The sequence below is a fragment of the Butyricicoccus sp. AM78-15b2TA genome, from assembly GCF_027665985.1.
GTDB classification, from domain to species: domain Bacteria; phylum Bacillota; class Clostridia; order Oscillospirales; family Butyricicoccaceae; genus Agathobaculum; species Agathobaculum butyriciproducens.
Map to the genome: position 1 here is coordinate 76,209 of NZ_JAQEHY010000002.1, position 19,209 is coordinate 95,417.

At 56.3% G+C, this 19,209-nt stretch carries 16 protein-coding genes; all 16 read left to right on the plus strand.

All coding sequences use genetic code 11. The features are described from left to right. Nucleotides 1-21: 21 nt before the first annotated feature. The 16 genes from PGS25_RS02385 (at nucleotide 22) to PGS25_RS02460 (ending at nucleotide 19,200) form a co-directional block, all read left to right on the plus strand. The gene (locus PGS25_RS02385) at nucleotides 22-519 is read left to right on the plus strand and encodes a hypothetical protein (RefSeq protein ID WP_270417581.1); all 498 of its coding nucleotides are present in this window, start codon (nucleotides 22-24) and stop codon (nucleotides 517-519) included. 89 nt (nucleotides 520-608) lie between these two features. Further along, nucleotides 609-3,008 carry a penicillin-binding transpeptidase domain-containing protein gene (locus PGS25_RS02390; RefSeq protein WP_270417582.1) on the plus strand — a complete coding sequence of 800 codons (2,400 nt, stop codon included), beginning with the start codon at nucleotides 609-611 and terminating at the stop codon, nucleotides 3,006-3,008. A 9-nt stretch (nucleotides 3,009-3,017) separates the two neighbouring features. After that, nucleotides 3,018-4,454 (plus strand): UDP-N-acetylmuramoyl-L-alanyl-D-glutamate--2,6-diaminopimelate ligase, encoded by a 1,437-nt coding sequence (locus PGS25_RS02395; protein ID WP_270417583.1) that lies wholly within the window; start codon nucleotides 3,018-3,020, stop codon nucleotides 4,452-4,454. Between the two features lie 74 nt (nucleotides 4,455-4,528). Further along, nucleotides 4,529-5,911 carry a UDP-N-acetylmuramoyl-tripeptide--D-alanyl-D-alanine ligase gene (locus PGS25_RS02400; protein WP_270417584.1) on the plus strand — a complete coding sequence of 461 codons (1,383 nt, stop codon included), beginning with the start codon at nucleotides 4,529-4,531 and terminating at the stop codon, nucleotides 5,909-5,911. Continuing rightward, a complete protein-coding gene (gene mraY, locus PGS25_RS02405; RefSeq protein WP_118479186.1) occupies nucleotides 5,908-6,891 on the plus strand; it encodes a phospho-N-acetylmuramoyl-pentapeptide-transferase in 984 nt (327 codons plus the stop codon). Before PGS25_RS02400 ends, mraY begins: the two co-directional genes overlap by 4 nt. Nucleotides 6,892-6,913: 22 nt before the next feature. Beyond that, nucleotides 6,914-8,182: an FtsW/RodA/SpoVE family cell cycle protein gene (locus PGS25_RS02410; protein WP_270384344.1), complete on the plus strand. Its 1,269-nt coding sequence runs from the start codon at nucleotides 6,914-6,916 to the stop codon at nucleotides 8,180-8,182. Between the two features lie 249 nt (nucleotides 8,183-8,431). Then, nucleotides 8,432-9,571 (plus strand): undecaprenyldiphospho-muramoylpentapeptide beta-N-acetylglucosaminyltransferase, encoded by a 1,140-nt coding sequence (murG, locus tag PGS25_RS02415; RefSeq protein WP_118360331.1) that lies wholly within the window; start codon nucleotides 8,432-8,434, stop codon nucleotides 9,569-9,571. An 18-nt stretch (nucleotides 9,572-9,589) separates the two neighbouring features. After that, a complete protein-coding gene (locus PGS25_RS02420; RefSeq protein ID WP_270417751.1) occupies nucleotides 9,590-10,654 on the plus strand; it encodes a cell division protein FtsQ/DivIB in 1,065 nt (354 codons plus the stop codon). 257 nt (nucleotides 10,655-10,911) lie between these two features. Beyond that, on the plus strand, nucleotides 10,912-12,066 hold the full coding sequence (gene ftsZ, locus PGS25_RS02425; RefSeq protein WP_118360333.1) for a cell division protein FtsZ: 1,155 nt from the start codon (nucleotides 10,912-10,914) through the stop codon (nucleotides 12,064-12,066). Between the two features lie 350 nt (nucleotides 12,067-12,416). Next, a complete protein-coding gene (locus PGS25_RS02430) occupies nucleotides 12,417-13,358 on the plus strand; it encodes a magnesium transporter CorA family protein (protein WP_270384340.1) in 942 nt (313 codons plus the stop codon). Between the two features lie 89 nt (nucleotides 13,359-13,447). Then, nucleotides 13,448-13,936 (plus strand): DUF4830 domain-containing protein, encoded by a 489-nt coding sequence (locus PGS25_RS02435; protein ID WP_118728977.1) that lies wholly within the window; start codon nucleotides 13,448-13,450, stop codon nucleotides 13,934-13,936. A gap of 181 nt (nucleotides 13,937-14,117) precedes the next feature. Then, nucleotides 14,118-14,837 carry a pseudouridine synthase gene (locus tag PGS25_RS02440; protein WP_270417585.1) on the plus strand — a complete coding sequence of 240 codons (720 nt, stop codon included), beginning with the start codon at nucleotides 14,118-14,120 and terminating at the stop codon, nucleotides 14,835-14,837. 224 nt (nucleotides 14,838-15,061) lie between these two features. Further along, nucleotides 15,062-16,153 (plus strand): PucR family transcriptional regulator, encoded by a 1,092-nt coding sequence (locus PGS25_RS02445; RefSeq protein WP_270417587.1) that lies wholly within the window; start codon nucleotides 15,062-15,064, stop codon nucleotides 16,151-16,153. Nucleotides 16,154-16,361: 208 nt separating this feature from the next. Next, nucleotides 16,362-17,042: a cell division ATP-binding protein FtsE gene (gene ftsE, locus PGS25_RS02450; RefSeq protein WP_110436343.1), complete on the plus strand. Its 681-nt coding sequence runs from the start codon at nucleotides 16,362-16,364 to the stop codon at nucleotides 17,040-17,042. Further along, nucleotides 17,039-17,926: a permease-like cell division protein FtsX gene (gene ftsX, locus PGS25_RS02455; protein WP_270417588.1), complete on the plus strand. Its 888-nt coding sequence runs from the start codon at nucleotides 17,039-17,041 to the stop codon at nucleotides 17,924-17,926. Before ftsE ends, ftsX begins: the two co-directional genes overlap by 4 nt. A gap of 29 nt (nucleotides 17,927-17,955) precedes the next feature. Beyond that, nucleotides 17,956-19,200, plus strand: a complete 1,245-nt coding sequence (locus PGS25_RS02460) for a murein hydrolase activator EnvC family protein (RefSeq protein WP_270417589.1) — start codon at nucleotides 17,956-17,958, stop codon at nucleotides 19,198-19,200. Nucleotides 19,201-19,209 lie beyond the last annotated feature (9 nt).

Consider the following 19,209-nt stretch of genomic DNA (forward strand, 5'->3'; position numbering starts at 1 on the left):
CAAAAGAAAGGAAAGCGCAAGATGGCTTCTGGCAGGAACAACGCGGCAAGAAAATATGAAGATCAGGTTCCTGCGCAGCGTGAGGTACAGCCGAAACGCTATCTGCAGGTAGCGGCAGCGCCGGTCAAGAAAAAGAAGCACCGCCGCAAGCCTGCTGTGATGCAGGACGTGTATCCGTGCATTTTTCTGGTGGCGATCACGGCGGCGTTTATCCTGTTCTGCCAGATGCAGCTGACCCAGCTTACCGCGGAAGCGAGTGAGCAGAGCGACCTGCTCAGCGAGCTGCAGTCGGAGAATGTTTCTCTGACGACCAAGCAGATGAACAGCATGAACATGGATGAGGTAGAGCAGTACGCCACGGACACGCTCGGAATGGTCAAGATGGACAATTCGCAGATCGAATATGTGGAGCTGACCAATCCGGATCTTGTCACCGTTGCAGACGACAGCATGACGCTGCACGGTCTGTGGAGCGCACTGGCAGCGCGCTTTTCCGCACTTGTGGAATATATCCGATAAGCAGTTGAATACAATGCGTACAGGGGAGTGAGAGGTGGATAACTTCTGACTCCTTACGCTTTTTCAGGAACAATATGGAGGCTGACTAAATGGCAGTTAAGGGACCCAACCATCAAATGCGCACGCGTATCCGCGGACTGACCGTGCTGTTTGCACTGATCGGTTTCGGGCTGGTAGGCGTGCGGCTGCTGTATATGCAGGTATTCAATCACGATTTCTATGTGCAGCAGGCGACAGCGCTGCAGACGCGCGACACGTTCATCACGCCCAACCGCGGCAAGATCTACGACGCGAACATGCAGGTTCTGGCTGAATCCGCCGCTGTAGAGCGCATCACGGTCGATCCGAAGGCCGTTGTGGACGAGAGCAAGGTCAAGAAGGGCATCACGGCGGAAAGTCAGCAGCAGACGCTTGCGACCATCCTGTCCGAAACGCTGGATGTGGATTACGATACCGTGATGGAGAAGCTCCGGAAGACGAACTCGCAGTACGAAATTATCGCGCAGAAGGTCGATAAGGACGTATCCAAGGAACTGGATGAGAAGCTCGAAGCGGCAGACTGCACCGGCGTCTACTCTGAGCCGGATACCAAGCGGTACTATCAGCACGGCGCCTTCCTGTCTGCGGTTCTGGGATACGTCGGCAGCGACAACAACGGCGCGTACGGCCTGGAATCCGAGTATAACGACGAGCTTTCCGGCACGGCGGGCCGTCTGGTGCGCGTGCAGAACCAGCAGAACAAGGACATTATGCCGGAGACCCAGCAGTATATCCCTGCGACGGACGGCAACTCGCTGGTGCTGACCATCGACAGCGATATCCAGAACTATCTGGAAAAGCACCTCGAGACCGCACTTGCCGACAATCCGGAGGCGCGAGACGGCGTTTCCGGCATCGTCATGGACGTCAAGACCGGTGAGGTGCTGGCAATGGCCAACCTGCCGGACTTTGATCCGAACGATGCCTACAAGCTGACGAGCGACAAGTATATCAACGAACTCAAGGAAAATGTTGCGAAAATCCTCAAGGAAGAGAACGTAAAGGTCGAAATTCCGGATGCCTGGTATGAGAAGGGCGGTCTGGACAATCTGCCGGAGGCGATCCATGACAATTCTGATCTGGTGGATGAGTTGGGCAGCGCCCGCGTCAATATCCTGATGAAAACGTGGCGCAATCCGGTTATCGCGGATAACTACGAGCCGGGCTCCACCTTCAAGCTGATGACGGTCTCCACCGCGTATGATCTGGGTGCTACCCATGCCGAGGACACCTACTACTGCGGCGGCTCCCTGCAGGTGGAGAACTGGGAGATCAAGTGTGCAAACACAAGCGGCCACGGCATGCAGACGCTGACCGAAGCCTTGATGAATTCCTGCAACGTAGCGATGATGCAGATTGCCCAGAGCGTCGGCATGGATCGGTTTTACAACTTTTACAAGGCGTTCGGCCTGACCGAGCCGACCGGCATTGACCTGCCGGGTGAGGGCAAGGGTCAGTTCCATAAGCTGGATGTTGCCAGTGACTGGAACGAAGTCGCACTGGCGACCGCATCGTTCGGTCAGCGCTTCACGGTAACGCCGATTCAGATGCTGAACATGGTCTGCGCGATTGTGGACGACGGCAAGCTGAAAAAGCCGTATGTTGTCAAGGAAGTGCTGGGCGGAGACGGCTCGGTCAAGTCCACGAATGAGACCGAGGTGGTCCGTCAGGTCATTTCCGAGGATACCTCCGCTTACATGCGCGGGGCGATGGAGCAGGTTGTCGCAAACGGCACCGGCAAGAACGCGTATGTGCCCGGCTACCGCGTCGGCGGCAAGACTGCGACCTCCGAGATTCAGCCCGAATACGACAGTGACGGCAAGGTGCTCGATACCGAGGACCGCTACACGGCCTCCTTCATCGGCGTAGCGCCGATGGACGACCCGCAGATCGCGGTTCTGGTCGCCATCAACGACCTGCCGGAATCCGCAACGCATACCGGCGGTACGATCGCCGCTCCGGTTGTCGGCCGCATCATGGAGGATGTGCTGCCGTATATCGGCATTACGCCGGTCTACGACGACAGCGAGAGTGACCGCCGTGAGCTGACCGTGCCGAGTGTATCCGGCAAGACGCGCGACGATGCGATTTCTACGCTGTCCGACGCAGGCTTTGACTGCATCATCAAGGGCGACGGCGATACCGTCACCGATCAGGTGCCGAATGCAGGCATGCGCATTGCGGCCAGCGGCAAGGTTATCGTCTACATGGGCGAGGAAAAGCCGACCGAGGCGGTTGAAGTGCCCGATCTGTCCGGCATGTCGCCGGATGAGTGCCGCGATACGCTGGAGGAGTACGGTCTGTACCTCAAGCAGAAGGGTGTTTCGTCCGCGCAGATCACAGGCGACACTACCGCAACCAAGCAGAGTCCGGAGGCCGGTACCAAGGTAAGCCTCGGTGCGGTTGTCACGGTAGAATTTTCCGATACAACGACGGTCAACGACCGATAGGAGGAAATTATGAAATTACAGGAACTTTTGAAGAATGTAGCAGTAAAAAACAGCACTGCCGCACAGGATATCGAGATCAAGGAAGTGCGGTACGACTCCCGCGCGGTACAGCCGGGCGACCTGTTTGTAGCCATCCGCGGCTACGCGACCGACGGCCACAAGTACATCGCCAAGGCGATGGAGCAGGGCGCGGCAGCCGTTGTCTGCGAGGAGGCGCCGGAGGGCGTCCCCGCAGTCGTTGTGGAGAATTCTCGTATCGCGCTGGCTGAGATTGCGGCAAACCGCTTCGGTCATCCGGCAGAGAGCATGGTCATGCTCGGTGTGACCGGCACCAACGGCAAGACCACCACGACCTATCTCGTCAAGCACATGCTTGAGGACGCAGGCCACAAGGTGGGTCTGATCGGCACCAACCAGAACCTCATCGGTGATGAAGTGATCGAAACCGAGCGCACCACGCCGGAATCCTACGAGCTGCACGCACTGTTTGCCCGCATGAGAGACGCAGGCTGCACGCATGTGATCATGGAGGTTTCCTCGCACTCCCTGGTGCTTGACCGCGTACACGGTATTCCGTTTGCGGTAGGCGCGTTCACCAATCTAACGCAGGATCACCTCGATTTCCACAAGACCATGGAGGAGTACCGTAAGGCAAAGGCGCTGCTGTTCTCCATCAGTAAGAAGGGTGTTATCAATCTGGATGACGCTGCGGCGGAGAAGATGCTCGCGGACGCAAAGTGTCCGTGCATGACCTTCTCCTGCGGCAAGCCGGAGGCCGATCTCGAAGCCACAGACCTGCAGCTGCACGCGGACGGCGTGGAGTTTACCGCACAGTATCAGGGTGAAAAGGCAGATGTCAAGCTGCCGATTCCGGGTCATTTCTCGGTCGAGAATGCACTGACCGCACTCGGCATCGTGCTGCAGCTCGGCATGCCGCTTGCGGCTGCGGCGAAGTCCATGGCAACCGCAACCGGCGTTAAGGGCCGTGTTGAGGTCGTGCCGACCGATACGGATTACACCGTGCTCATCGACTACGCACATTCGCCGGACGGCGTGGAGAACGTGCTCAAGGCCGTTCGCGGCTTTGCAAAGGGCCGTGTTGTTGCTCTGTTCGGCTGCGGCGGCGACCGTGACCGCACCAAGCGCCCGAAGATGGGTAAAATTGCGGCGGATCTCGCGGACTTCTGCGTTGTAACGAGCGATAATCCGCGCACCGAGGAGCCGAAGGCCATCATCGACGACATTCTCGAGGGCATGAAGGATTCGGATACGCCGATGCAGGTCATTGTCGATCGTCCGGAGGCGATCCACTGGGCACTTGCACACGCACAGAAGGACGATATCATCGTGCTGATGGGCAAGGGACATGAGACCTATCAGGAAGTAAACCATGTGAAGCACCACATGGATGAACGCGAGATCGTAGCGGATTTTTTCAATAAGTAAGAGCGGCAGACGGGCGCACACTGTGCGCCCCTACGCTCAATAAAGCAAAAGTAAAACCAACTGGGGGAAACGGCATGGAACGATTTACATTAGCGCAGGCGGCGGCATGGACACACGGCGAAGCGAAGGGTGAGGCGGCTCTGACGGCGGTCACGACCGATTCGCGGCAGATTCCGCCGGAGGCGCTGTTCCTGCCGATCAAGGGCGAGCGGTTTGACGCGCACGATTTCATCGGCAAGGCGATCGAGAACGGCGCGGCCGCCGTGATGAGCCATCGAGAAAACGAGGAATATCCGGTGCCGGCGCTGTACGTTGAGAACACCTCGCAGGCGCTGCTTGACCTCGCGGGCGGCTACCGCACGATGTGCGGCGGCAAGGTCGTCGGCGTGACCGGCTCGGTCGGCAAGACCACCACCAAGGAGCTGCTGTATGCCGTTCTCTCGCAGGGTTTCCGCGCACAGAAGACAGAAGGCAACCTGAATAATGAGATTGGTCTGCCGCTGACGCTCATGCGTATGACCAGGGATACTGAAGTGCTGGTAGCCGAGATGGGCATGAACCATTTCGGTGAGCTTTCCCGCATGACGGCGGCTGCCAAGCCGAATCTGGCGGTTATCACCAATATCGGCACCTCGCATATCGAGTTCCTCGGTTCGCGTGAGGGCATCTGCAAGGCCAAGCTGGAGATTCTCGAGGGTCTGCAGGAGGGCGGCACGGCTGTTCTCTGCGGCGATGAGCCGCTTCTGTGGGACAAACGCGGCAGCCTCGGCTGCAAGGTGGTAACATATGGCATCGGAAATTCCGACTGTGATCTTACTGCGGACTTGCACAGCGACGGTACATTTGATATAGTAAATAACGGTCTTGCTGCGGCGCACCTGCCGGTCGGAGAGAAATTCACCGCGAAGCTGAGTATTCCGGGCAGGCATAACGTGCTCAATGCACTGGCGGCGGCAGCCGTCGGTTTGCTGCTCGGCGAAACGCCCGCGCTGATCGCGCAGGGACTTGTCAGCTATCAGGCAAGCGGCATGCGCCAGAACATCTATGAGCAGGATGGCTACCAAATCTATGCGGACTGCTACAACGCAAGTCCGGATGCGATGGAGGCTACGCTGTCCGTGCTCGGCGGCATGGCCGGGGACGGCCGCCGGTTTGCGGTTCTCGGCTCGATGCTCGAGCTTGGCGATTACGCCGAGGAAGGTCATCGCCGTGCCGGTCGTGCGGCGGCGCAGTACGCGGACGCCCTGTACGCCTACGGTCCGGATGCAGCGGCCATGGTAGCCGGTGCAAGAGAGAAGGGCATGGAGCATGCGTATGCGTTCGACGATCAGACCGCACTTGTCGCGGCACTGCGCGAGGACGCGAAAAAAGGAGACGCGCTGCTGTTCAAGGGTAGCCGCGGCATGCGCATGGAACGCGCACTTGCAATGTTTTTAGGGGAGGAAGTTGAAGCATGAAACAGGCTGTGCTTGTTTTCGCGGTCGCACTGGTGATTACGCTGGCTATCGGTCCGGCGGTCATCAACTATCTGCGAAAAATGAAATTCGGTCAGAAGATTCTCGAAATCGGACCGAAATGGCACATGAACAAACAGAATATCCCGACAATGGGCGGCTTTATGTTCATTATCGGTATCGCGGCGGCAGTCATTATCGGCAATATCGTGATGGGTGAGATTTCGGTCTCGTCGCTGGCGGTGCTCGGCCTTGCCGTGGCCTACGGTGCGGTCGGTCTGGTCGATGACTACGCCAAGATCAAGAAAAAGGAAAACGCGGGTCTGACTCCGAAGCAGAAGCTGGTGCTCCAGATTCTGGTTGCCGGCGTGTTTGTGCTCGTGCTGTTCCTGGGGTCGAGCGGTCTGCCGCAGCTGTGGATTCCGTTCACGGGCATTTCGTTCAGCTGGCCGTGGCCGCTGTACATCGTGTTCGCGGCCTTCGTTATCGTCGGCGCGGACAACGCCGTCAATCTGACCGACGGCATCGACGGTCTGGCGGCAAGCGTTACGCTGCCGGTTGCCATCTTCTTCGTGTTCGTCGGCTTCCGCCGCGGAGACATGGGCGTTGTGATCTTCTCGGCGGCACTCGCGGGTGCGCTGCTGGGCTTCCTGCGCTATAACTTCAATCCGGCCAAGGTGTTCATGGGCGATACCGGCTCACTGTTCCTCGGCGGTGCGGTTGCCGGTCTGGCATTTGCGTGTGAAATGCCGCTCATCCTGCTGCTGGTCGGCCTGATCTACATCATCGAAACGCTGTCCGTTATCCTGCAGGTCACCTACTTCAAGGCGACCCACGGCAAGCGCCTGTTCAAGATGGCGCCGATCCACCACCACTTTGAAATGTGCGGCTGGTGCGAGAAGAAAATCGTGCTGGTATTCACCGGCATCACGGTTGTGCTGTGCCTGCTGGCCTACCATGTGGCGCTCGCACCGCTGTTTTAATTCGTAATTCGGAGGTAACCCTATGGCTTCGACAACTGGAAAGACGAATCCGCAGTACCGGCCGGCATCGCGCCGTCCCATGCCGCGGAATGCGCCGAGCGGCAAACCGGCGCGTCCTTCGCGGGAGCCGGTGCCGAAGGAGCGTTACCATACCGGCACCGCAAAGCCGAAGCGCAGACGCATGCGCAGCATGAAGGCGCACATCTGGGATACCGGTGTGTTCTTCTCGGTGCTGCTGCTGCTGATCACCGGTCTGATCGCGCTGTTCTCGGCAAGCTATACCAACGCGATGTTCTACAAGGGCAGCGCGACATACTTTATCATGCGTCAGGGCATTTTCGCCGCGATCGGTCTTGCGGCGATGATCGGCCTTTCCAAGATTCCGTACCGCATGTACGCGGGCATTCACAACATCATCATGTGGATATCGGTCGCGTTGCTGATTCTGGTTGCGATACCGGGCATCGGTACATCGGTCAATAATGCACGCCGCTGGCTGTTCGGCTTTCAGCCGTCCGAGATCGCAAAGCTGACGGTTATCATCTGCTTTTCCTACTGGGTGGCGCGTGACCCGAAGAGCGTGCGCAGTGTCAAGACCATGGTGCAGCCGTACGGTCTGCTGCTGGCGCTGTACATCGGTCTGCTGTACCTGGAGCCACATACCTCGGCGATGATCATCATCTGCGGCATCGGCATTATCATCCTGCTGGCAGGCGGCATGCGCCTGTGGTACTTTGCGCCGATTCTGGGACTGGGTGCAGGCGTAGTTGCGGCATTCTATGTTGCGTTTAAGCATGTACGAGACCGTTTTGAAGTCTGGCTCAATCCGTTTTCGGATATGGCGAACAAAGGTCTGCAAGGCTCGATGAGCCAGATCGCCATCGGCTCGGGCGGCCTGCTCGGCCGCGGACTCGGCAACGGTCTGCAGAAGCAACTGTACCTGCCGGAGCCGCATAACGACTTCATCTTTGCCACCTGGTGCGAGGAGATGGGTTTGATCGGCGCTCTGCTGGTCATTCTGCTGTTCGCGTACCTTATTTACCGCGGATTCCGTGTGGCGCGCTATGCACCGGATAAATTCGGCAGTCTTCTGGCGACCGGCATCACCGCCAAGCTGGCGATCCAGACGCTGATGAACCTGTTCGTTGTCACCGGCATCATGCCGGTAACCGGTGCGGCGCTGCCGTTTTTCAGCTATGGCGGCACAGCGCTGTTGCTGCAGCTCGGCGAGATGGGCATCCTGCTCAATATATCGCGGTATATGCGGATTGACGGAAGAAATCAGGATTAAGTTATGGCAATACCGCATAATTTTCGCAAAGCGCCGCGGCAGCGCGACCGGAGCCTGCGCAAGAAGCCGCTGCTTTAATTGTGCGGTGTTGCCTTATGCAAATCGAGGCTGTTTGCAGCATACAAACAGCCTCGATGACTGTGATATTGCTGTCAGGCAGTATCACATGATCCGGTAAACAGGCTTTGCCGGACCATGTGATCCTACCTTGCATTTGAAAAGTAACAAACAGGAGAGGGGAACTCAGTTTTGAAACTGTACATTACGGGAGGCGGCACGGGCGGTCACGTTACACCGGGTCTTGCCATTGCACGCTATTTTGAAAAAAAGCAGCCGCAGACGACGGTGCGTTTTGCCGGTTCGGCACGCGGCATTGAAAATAAGCTGGTCCCGCGTGAGGGATACCCGCTGGACACCATCGAGATCATCGGCATGTCGCGCTCGATGAGCCCGAAGGGCATTCTGCACAATCTGAAGGCGGCAAAGCTGGCTGTCTCGGCGGTCAGCAAGGCGAAGAAGCTGCTGAAACAGGCCAAGCCGGACTGCGTGATCGGCTGCGGCGGCTATGCGTCGTTTGCGGTGGTACGCGCGGCACAGCAGCTCGGCATTCCGACTGTTCTGCTCGAGGTCAACGCGCTGCCCGGCAAGGTAACGCAGATGCTCGCAAAGGACGCGGACCGCGTGCTTGTCTGCTTTGAGCAGGCAAAGGAGCTGCTCGGCGGCGGAGATAAGATCATTCTGACCGGTGCGCCGGTGCGCGGTGAGATTCTGGCGGCAGACCGCGCAAAGGCACGCGAGAAGTTCGGTCTGACCGATGATGACCAGCTGGTCGTCTCCTTTTGGGGCTCTATGGGTGCAAAGTACATGAACGAGCACATGGCCGGTGAGCTGGCGCTCGAATGTAAAAACGGCGTGCCGTATCACCATGTTCACGCAACCGGTGCGGCGGCCTGTGAGTGGCTGCCCAGAATGGCGAAGGAGCAGGGCGCCGACTTTGACGAACACCCAAACATCGAAGTGACCGAGTACATCTACGACATGGCCGACCGCATGGCGGCGGCTGACCTGATCGTGTGCCGCGCAGGTGCGGCCACTCTCGGTGAGCTGTGCATGCTCGGCCGTCCGGCACTGCTGGTGCCGTCTCCGTATGTGGCGGAGAACCACCAGGAGAAGAACGCGCGCGCCCTCGAAAAGGAGGGCGGCTGCCGTGTTCTGCTCGAGAAGGACGCCAATCCGCAGGTGCTGTACGACGAGATTCAGGATCTGCTGAGCGACCGCGACCGTCTGCACCGGATGGGGCATGACGCGACAAAGCTGGCGGCGCACGATGCAAGCGAGAAGATCTATCAGGAGATCCTCTGGGCGATCGAAAACCATGGCAAGAAGTAACAAAGAAGGGATGCTGTGATGAGACGCAGAAGGCGAAAAAAGCACACGCCCGACCAGATGGAGCAGCAGCGCCGCGGCAGGAAAATCTTTCGTGTGCTGGGACGCGTGCTGCTGACCGGTATTGTTCTGGCGGCTGCCGTGGTGGCGATGACCGTGTTCTTCAAGGTTAAGACCATTTCGGTGGAAGGCGCCAAGCAGTACGGCTCGGAGGAGCTGATCGCCGGTATGGATGTTCAAAAGGGCGATAATCTCTATCTGTGGAACAAAAACCGCGTATTGTCCGACCTGATGCACAGCTTCCCGTATCTGGAAAGCGCACAGCTGCGCCGCAGGCTGCCGGATGGACTGGTGCTGACTGTCACCGAATGCACAGCGGCGGCTGCCGTGAGGAATGAGGATAACACGTTCACTTATATCAGTGCGGGCGGCAAGGTGCTCGAGAACAACGCCGCAGACGGCGGTCTGCCGATCGTGCTCGGCGTTACGCTGAATGCACAGATGGGGGATTTCCTTGCTACCGGCACGGATGCACACGTTGACGCCATGCTGAACGTGCTGGAGAACATGGATGCTGCCGGTCTGCTCGAAAAGATGAGCTTCCTCAATCTGAACGACCTGACCGATGTGCGCATCGGCTATGACAAGCGATTCGACATTCGTGCAGGCGCACTGGACGATCTGACGTACCGTATTCGGTTTGCACAGACCGTTATCAGCGATCGCCTTTCGGCATCGGATATCGGGCGGCTGTACTGGGATGCGCAGAACCGTCTGCACTTTGTGCCGGAGACAGCGGAGGATGTAGCGCGCTCCGGTACCGATCAGGCAGGTGACAATCCGGTGACCTCGCCGGCGTACACCAATCCGGACGGCGAAGTCGGCACGACCGACAATACGAACGGCGATGACTCGACCGATTCGAGCAGCGACAGCTCGGATAACTCGGACTATTCCGATGATTCGGATTACTCGGACGATTCGTCCTATGACGATTCCTACGATGACGGCAGCTACGACGATTCGTACGACGAATCGTATTACGATGACAGCTATTATGACGACAGCTACGATGGCGAAGGCTGAGTTTTTTCTGCTTATACTGGCGAAAATAACCGAAAACACAAGGGAAAACGCGAAAAAATACAGCCTTTTTCCGTATCGCCCGCCGGTTTGCGGGAAAGACACGGAAAAGATTAAGTTTTTTTTGAGGAATTCGCTAATTCCTGTTGCAAAATAGAATAAATCGAGGTAAAATTAAAACAATAGGGGCGAAGTGCCCTCAAACGCGGTAATTGATAATCAAAGAACGATTCTTTATCATAAAACGGAGGACAACGACAATGGGTTTTGAGTTTGAACAGGGCTTGGATAACGTAGTAAACATTAAGGTCATCGGTGTCGGCGGCGGCGGCGGCAACGCTGTAAACCGCATGGTCGAGAACGGTGTACAGGGTGTTGAGTTCGTTTCCATCAACACGGATATGCAGGCTCTGAATTATTCGCAGGCCAGCACGAAGATCCAGATCGGCGAGAAGCTGACCAAGGGTCAGGGCGCAGGCGCAAATCCGGAGATCGGCCGCAAGGCTGCTGAGGAGAGCAAGGATCAGATCGCAGCGGCTCTCGCTAACACCAATATGGTATTTATCACTGCCGGCATGGGCGGCGGCACCGGCACCGGCGCAGCTCCGGTTGTTGCACAGATCGCTCGTGAGCTGGGCATCCTGACGGTCGGCGTTGTTACCCGTCCGTTCGCATTCGAGGGCAAGAAGCGTCTTGAGCAGGCGCTGAGCGGCATCGAAGAGCTGAACAAGAATGTAGACTCCCTCGTTATCATCCCGAACGAGCGTCTGAAGTATGTATCCGAGCAGAAGATCACCTTCAAGAACGCATTCGAGATTGCTGACGGCGTTCTGCGTCAGGCAGTTAAGAACATTTCCGAGCTGATCACCGTTCCGGGCTTCATCAACCTGGACTTCGCGGACGTTACCTCCGTCATGAAGGACGCAGGCTTCGCTCACATCGGCACCGGCTCCGCTGCAGGCAAGGACAAGGCTGCAGAGGCTGCACGCGAGGCAATTTCCAGCCCGCTGCTCGAGACCTCGATCGACATGGCACACGGCGTTATCGTTTCCGTTATCGGCTCTGACGATATCGGTCTCGACGAGGTTGAGACCGCAGCTACCATGGTTCAGCAGGCGGCTCATCCGGATGCACACATCATCTTCGGTGCATTCATCGACGAGAACATGGACGACGAGATCCGCGTTGTTGTAATCGCAACCGGTTTCGACAATGTTCCGAACTCCGCAAAGATGAGCATGGACGGCAATAAGGACAAGGCTTCCGGCTCCACCGGCCTGTTCACCGAGGCTGCTACCGCAGCGGCTGACAAGAAGCCGGCTCGCGCAACCGCTTCCAAGCCGTCGTCCGATGTTGGCTCTGATGATGCTGCATTTGATGTTCTGATGCGCATCTTCGATAAGGACAACCGATAATCTAACTGATAGCTATTCAAAACAGCCCGTAACAGGGCTGTTTTGTCAGGTATGGGAAGGTTAATTTTAAGGCAACACCGCACAATTAAAGCAGCGGCGCTTTGCGGAAATTTTGTATTCTGATTTTGTTGCGATTTCTTGCAATACGGCAAGTATTGCTGCGAAACCGCGCCTCATCAGTACGCAAAATTTATTCGCAAATCGCTCTTGTTCAATTATGCGGTATTGCCTTAAATGAAATCCATATTAAAGGAGAGTGATCACCGTGAGTACGGACCCTGGAAGTAGACAGATGAATATTACTCGCGGTGGCATTTTCGAGGAGTGCCGCTGCTGAAAGGCGGTATAATATGGTTGAATTTTTCAAAACGGTGGACGGCCGCATCACAGAAGTGAGCGAGTTCACCGAGGGCTGCTGGGTCAACATGGTGCATCCCAGCTCGGACGAGCTGGAGCAGATCGCGCAGGCGGCTCAGGTTGAGGAAGAGTTTGTTCGCGCGGCGCTCGACCCGGAGGAAAGCTCGCGTGTCGATACCGAGGACGAGCAGCTTCTCATGATCGTCGATATCCCGATGGTGGAGAAAAGCTCGGTCGAGGACGGCGGACAGATGTTCACCACCATTCCTATGGGCATTGTTGTGGCGCAGAATGCGGTCATCACGGTTTGTCTGGAGGACAGCATCATCCTGCGCTCCATCGCGGAAGGTGCGGTAAAGGGCGTGCATACCTCGCTCAAGACGCGCTTTGTGTTCCAGATTCTGCTCCGCATTGCAGGTCGATTCCTGAAAAATCTGCGTATGATCGAGCGTGACTTTACCCGCATCGAGAAGCGTCTGTACGACTCCCTCAAAAACGAGGAGCTGATCCAGCTGCTCGGACTGAGTAAATCGCTGGTTTACTTCTCCTCGTCCCTCAAGGGCAACGAGGTTACGATGGAAAAGGTGCTGCGCGGCCGCGTGCTCAAGCTGTATGAGGACGACCGCGACATTCTGGAGGACGCGCTGATCGAGGTCCGTCAGGCCATCGAGATGGCGAATATCTATTCCAACATTATGGCGGGTACGATGGATGCTTATGCTTCCGTCGTTTCCAACAATCTGAATATCATCATGAAGGTTTTGACCATCCTGACCATCATCATGACGATTCCGAATATCGTGTTCGGCTTCTTCGGTATGAATATCGGTGAAGGACGGATACCGGGCGACTGGATCTGGTGGATGCCGCTGGCCATTACAGTGGTAGGCTGCTTCTTTGCATGGTGGATGCTGAAGAAGAAAAATCTGGACTGATACAAGCTGCGCTTCCGAGAAATACTCGGAGGCGTTCTTTTTTGCCTTTTGTACGCATAGAATAAAGCAAAAGCAGGAGGGACAATGCCATGATCGTTTTTGCGGCAAAGGTGTCGGTGAGGAAAATCGTAGTGGGCGTGCTGGCGGTCGGGCTGGTGCTAGTCGGCGCGGCAGCGCTGCTGCCGAAAACGGCAGAGGCGGATACCGCGGTCAGCGCTGAAGGTGCAGCGCTTAGTGCAAAGCTGAAAACCAACGAGGACAGAGTAGCTCTGCTGACCGCATGCGGCTGGTCGGTGGAGAACGAACCGGTCGGCACACAGGAGGTGCAGATACCCGACACCTTCGATGAGGTATATGAGCAGTACAACGCTATTCAGCAGGCGCAGGGACTGGATCTTACGCCGTATCAGGGCAAACGCGCCACGCTGTATACCTACGCGCTGACCGCCTATCCTACCGGGGAGCAGGGCGTGACCGCCAACCTTTTGGTGCGCAGCAACCGCCTGATCGCAGCGGATATCACATCTGCACAGACGGATGGATTTGTGCATGGCCTGCTGGATATGCCGCAGACCTGACAGTGGTTGACAATGACTTTCGGAAATTGCATAACTGTGCAATTCAACGAAAAAGTTATCATAGGTTTATGGTATCTATTGGTAACTTTCGGGGGATTGCACTTTTTTTGCATTTAGCTATTGTGCAATTTGCGAAAAAGTGTTATCCTTATAAAAGAAATGTATTGGCGGAGGGGACAAAATGCCACAGATGCGATTGGACAAATTGCTGTCCCACCTGAACTGCGGCAGCCGCAAGGAAGTGCAGGCACTCATTCGTGCGGGACGCGTCTCGGTGGACGGCACCGTGCAGAAGGATCCGGCGTTCAAGGTCGATCCCGACCGGTCGCAGACGGCGGTGGATGGCACCGTGCAGCGCTACCGCGCACAGCGGTACTATATGCTCAACAAGCCGATGGGTGTTATCACGGCAAGCCGCGATGAGCGTCACGATACCGTGCTTGAGCTGTTTCCAGCCGAGCTGCGGCGCGGCCTGTTTGCGGTGGGAAGGCTGGACAAGGACACCGAGGGACTGCTGCTCATCACGGACGATGGCGCGCTCAGCCATGCGCTGATGAGTCCGAATCGCCATGTTGAAAAAGAGTACGAGGCGGTCGTGGACGGCGCGCTGGCAGCGGATGCAGTCTCACGCTTCGAGCAGGGCATGACCCTGCGGGACGGCACGGAATGCAAGCCGGCGAAGCTGGAAATCCTCGAGACCGAGCCGGAGCTGCGCGTGCGTGTGACGCTCAAAGAGGGCAAATACCATCAGGTCAAGCGCATGATCGCGGCAGTCGGCGGTACGGTAGCGGCGCTCAAACGCCTGCGGCTGGGTGGTCTCTGGCTGGATAAAATACTCGCGCCCGGCGAATTTCGGGAACTGACACAGGAGGAATTGGAAAAACTTACCTCGAAAACTTGAAAAACTTAAAAAATCTACAAATTTTTTTGAGTTTTTTGTACAAAAATGCGCGGACATGTGATATAATGACTTAAAATGTATAGGGAACTTTTGGCGTTCTTGTGAAGAATGTCATAGGCAGAATCACCATTAACGGTGAGAACACCATAAAGAGTAAGCGTTTCGGCGAACGGATGCGGAGTAAAGCGCCGGGGCGCGTGAAAAAGACGGGAAAGGTGATGGAAATGGCTTCGAGATTGTTCCAGTCGATTGTTTTGCAGATGAAGGATACGGTGGATCGTACGATCGGCATTGTTGACGCAAGCGGTGCGGTCGTAGCATGTACCGATCTGCCTCGTATCGGTGAAATGCGGGAGGAAGCAATCACTGAGCTGGGCTTCGCCGGCGAGATCGTTCGTTTCGGCGGTTATACTTATCATACAACGGGCGACCGTGCGTCGCGTCTGGAATACGCTGTATTCGTACAGGGCGAGGACGAGCTGGCGCGCAGTATCTGCTCGCTGGTTGCGGTTTCGATCAACAATATCAAGACGCTGTATGACGAAAAGCACGACAAGGCTACCTTCGTAAAGAATATCATTCTGGATAATATCCTGCCGGGCGATATTTATATCAAGTCCCGCGAGCTGCACTTCGGCAACGACGTGCCGCGCGTGGTATTCCTCGTGCGCCAGCAGGCGCCGGCCGATGTTGCCGCGATCGACGTGGTAAACGGCATGTTCCCGGACAAGCAGAAGGATTTCGTGCTGCATATCTCCGAGACGGACATCGTTGTTGTCAAGGAGGTCAAGGCAGGCAGTGAGATCAAGGATCTGATCAAGCTGGCAGGCTCTATCGAGGAGACGCTGCTCAGTGAGCTGTCGGTCAAGTGCCTGATCGGCATCGGCTCGGTATCCTCCCAGATGAAGGATATCGCAAAGTCCTTCAAGGAGGCTACGACTGCAATCGAGGTCGGTGCGGTATTTGACACCGAGAAGAACATCATCAGCTTCGAGAATCTGGGCATTGGCCGTCTGATCTATCAGCTGCCGATCACGCTGTGTGAGATGTTCCTGTCCGAAGTATTCCGCAAGGGCTCGATCGACTCGCTCGATCAGGAGACGCTGTTCACGATTCAGAAGTTCTTCGAGAACAACCTGAACGTATCCGAGACCTCGCGTAAGCTGTTCGTACACCGCAATACGCTGGTGTATCGCCTTGAGAAAATCAAAAAGCTGACCGGTCTGGACCTGCGTGAGTTCGATCACGCGATCGTATTTAAGGTAGCGCTCATGGTTCGAAAATACCTTGCAAGCCGCGAAGAAGGTACCAGATAATCGCTGTCTGTTCATAAAATCTACACAGAAAAAGCGTAAATTGTGCAATAATGCCACAGTTTGTCGGCTTGCACATAAACATGATATCTGTTATAATAGACAAAGGTGTATATGTTTACACCTTTGTCTTTTTTGTTTGCTGGAAGGCGAAAATGCCCAATCCGGGGCATTCGCACGCCTTCTGCGTTGGCACCGAGGAGGATTGCCTGTGATACGAATGAGTGAAGCCACCGTGGTTTACGAAAACGGAACCCGGGCGGTGAACAAGGCGAGTCTGCGTGTAGACGAGGGAGAATTTGTCTTTCTGGTCGGCGCGTCCGGCTCGGGTAAAACCACGATCATCAAGCTGCTGACCGGTGAGGTTCGGCCGAGCGAAGGCCGCGTTATCGTCAACAACTACGATATCGGCAGAATGAAAAAGCGGCAGATTCCGTATCTGCGCCGTACATTGGGCGTTGTCTATCAGGATTTCCGCCTGATCAACACCAAAACCGTTTACGAGAACGTCGCATTTGCCATGCGCGCCATCGGTGCCAAGGGCAAGGCCATCAAGCAGCGCGTGCCGTATGTGCTCGATCTGGTCGGCCTGGCCGACAAGGCGCACGAAAAGCCGATGAATCTTTCCGGCGGTGAGCAGCAGCGTGTCGCAATCGCGCGTGCGTTGGTCAACAACCCGCGCCTCATCATCGCGGACGAGCCGACCGGCAACCTTGATCCTGCGCGTTCGCTGGAGCTGATGACCCTGTTTGAAAAGATCAATGAGCTTGGCACGACCGTGCTGATCGTAACGCACGAAAAGGGTCTGGTAGACGAATTTGAAAAGCGCGTTGTTGTGATCGACAACGGTGAAGTCATCAGTGATCAGACAGGTGGGTATTATCAGATATGAGATCAATCGTTTACTATTGGAAGGAAGGCCTGCGCAACATTTTCAAGCACGGCTTCATGTCCGTGGCGGCCGTGGTGATCATGGTCGTAAGCCTGCTGCTGACGGGCACGGTTACGCTGGTGGCCTACAACATTACGAATAACATTACGAGACTGCAGCAGTCCAACCAGATCGTAGTCTGGATTGACGATTCGCTCACCACGCGTGAGGCGAAAACGCTGCAGACGCAGTTCGAGAAGATCGACAACATTGCGTCGATCACATTCGAGGACCGCGATGTCGCGCTTGAGCAGTACCGCAAGGAACTGGGCGACGACGCAGACATCCTCGAGGATTACAACGCGGACAACAATCCGCTGCGCAACAGCTATGTGTTTACCCTGAATGATTCTACGCAGGCGGACGCAACGATCAAAGAAATCGAAGCGGTTGACGGGGTTGCAAGCGTACGCGCGGATGAGGATGTTATCCGCAAGCTGATTCAGATTCAGCGCGTGTTCAACATGATCGCGGCGGCTATGATCGTCGGTCTGGCCGTTATCTCGATCTTTATCATCTCCAACACGGTAAAGCTGGCTATGTTTGCCCGCCGTGAGGAGATCTCCATCCAGAAGATGGTCGGCGCGACCAACTGGTTTATCCGCTGGCCGTTTGTCATCGAAGGCATGGTGCTCGGTCTGGTTGCCGGCGGACTGGCCTTCCTCGCGGAATGGGGTCTGTACACCGAGCTGTACAACGTGGCAGGTACGGTTTCTCTGTCCTCGTTCCATCTGCTCTCGTTCGACGTGCTGCGCTGGTGGGTGCTGGGCGTGTACGCAGGTGCAGCCGCACTGTTCGGAATCGGCGGCTCGGTAACGAGTATCCGCAAGTTTATGGATGTATAACGACTGCATAAAGGAGCGAATGTTTCAATATGATGAAAAAGAAAACCGTGCGCCTGATTTCCTGCATTATTGCGGGCATCCTGGTCGCAGCGATGGTGTTCTCGATGATTGCCTCCGGTCTGGTTTATGCCGGTGCGGTGAGCAGTAAGGAACTGAAAAGCAAGCTGTCCGATCTGGAGGATCAGAAGGCATCGGTCAAGGCGGAGCTTGACAGTCTGGCAGGTCAGGTGAACGAGGTCGAAAAGACCCGCGCCGCACTGCAGAAGGAGATCAAGCTCACCAAGGAGGAGATTACGACCGTAACGGCGTACATCGACCGCCTGCAGGACCAGATCGATGTCAAGACGACCGAACTGGATGCTGCGATCAAGGCGCTTGACAGCAAGAAGGAGCGTTTTTCTGAGACTGTCCGCACGACGTATGAGCAGGGCGAGACCAGCTATCTGGAGGTTCTGCTGAACGCGTCCAACTTCTCTGATCTGCTCAGCCGTCTGGAGATCGTTTCCGCGATCATGGACGATAATAAGAAGATCGTAGCGGAGTACACCGCCGCGAAGGAGGATATTCAGCAGAAGCGCGACGACCTGCAGCAGACGCAGGACGAGCAGGTACAGTATCAGGAAAACCTGAAGTACAAGGCTGAGGAGCTGAAATCCAGCGAGGAGCAGCAGAAGGCGCTGCAAAAAAGTCTGGAATCCTATCAGAAGGAGCAGAAGGCGGAGTACGAGCGCATCACCAGCGAGATGGACACCGTAAGTAACCAGATCGCAGAGCAGTCCCGCAAGGAAGCTGCGGCGGCAGCAGCAGCGGCCGCTAAGAAGAAGGGCGGCAGTTCGTCCTCGAGCACGACCACCACGACCAGCAGCGGCGCGACCCGTTACAGCGGCACGTTCACCTGGCCGCTGCCGGGTTACACCAATAATTCGAGTGCCTATGGCTGGCGTGTACATCCAATCTTCGGTACCCGCAAGTTCCACAAGGGCGAGGATATTCCGGCACCGACCGGCACACCGATCGTAGCAGCCGCATCCGGCACGGTTACCACCGCAGGCTGGGTTTCCGGCTACGGCAACTATACCGTTATCAATCACGGCGGCGGCGTCATGACGGCTTACGGCCATCAGTCTGCCATCCATGTTTCCGTGGGTCAGACGGTAACCGCCGGTCAGACCATCGGTCTGGTAGGCTCTACCGGCAACTCGACCGGTCCGCATCTGCACTTTGAGGTGTATGTAAACGGTTCGACGCAGAACCCGATGAGTTACTTCAACTAACGCAATCAC

Coding starts and splice junctions, on each gene's coding strand:
- PGS25_RS02385 (WP_270417581.1), top strand. CDS start 22: ATGGCTTCTGGCAGGAACAACGCGGCAAGAAAATATGAAGATCAGGTT.
- PGS25_RS02390 (WP_270417582.1), top strand. CDS start 609: ATGGCAGTTAAGGGACCCAACCATCAAATGCGCACGCGTATCCGCGGA.
- PGS25_RS02395 (WP_270417583.1), top strand. CDS start 3,018: ATGAAATTACAGGAACTTTTGAAGAATGTAGCAGTAAAAAACAGCACT.
- PGS25_RS02400 (WP_270417584.1), top strand. CDS start 4,529: ATGGAACGATTTACATTAGCGCAGGCGGCGGCATGGACACACGGCGAA.
- mraY (WP_118479186.1), top strand. CDS start 5,908: ATGAAACAGGCTGTGCTTGTTTTCGCGGTCGCACTGGTGATTACGCTG.
- PGS25_RS02410 (WP_270384344.1), top strand. CDS start 6,914: ATGGCTTCGACAACTGGAAAGACGAATCCGCAGTACCGGCCGGCATCG.
- PGS25_RS02420 (WP_270417751.1), top strand. CDS start 9,590: ATGAGACGCAGAAGGCGAAAAAAGCACACGCCCGACCAGATGGAGCAG.
- ftsZ (WP_118360333.1), top strand. CDS start 10,912: ATGGGTTTTGAGTTTGAACAGGGCTTGGATAACGTAGTAAACATTAAG.
- PGS25_RS02430 (WP_270384340.1), top strand. CDS start 12,417: ATGGTTGAATTTTTCAAAACGGTGGACGGCCGCATCACAGAAGTGAGC.
- PGS25_RS02435 (WP_118728977.1), top strand. CDS start 13,448: ATGATCGTTTTTGCGGCAAAGGTGTCGGTGAGGAAAATCGTAGTGGGC.
- PGS25_RS02440 (WP_270417585.1), top strand. CDS start 14,118: ATGCCACAGATGCGATTGGACAAATTGCTGTCCCACCTGAACTGCGGC.
- PGS25_RS02445 (WP_270417587.1), top strand. CDS start 15,062: ATGGCTTCGAGATTGTTCCAGTCGATTGTTTTGCAGATGAAGGATACG.
- ftsX (WP_270417588.1), top strand. CDS start 17,039: ATGAGATCAATCGTTTACTATTGGAAGGAAGGCCTGCGCAACATTTTC.
- PGS25_RS02460 (WP_270417589.1), top strand. CDS start 17,956: ATGATGAAAAAGAAAACCGTGCGCCTGATTTCCTGCATTATTGCGGGC.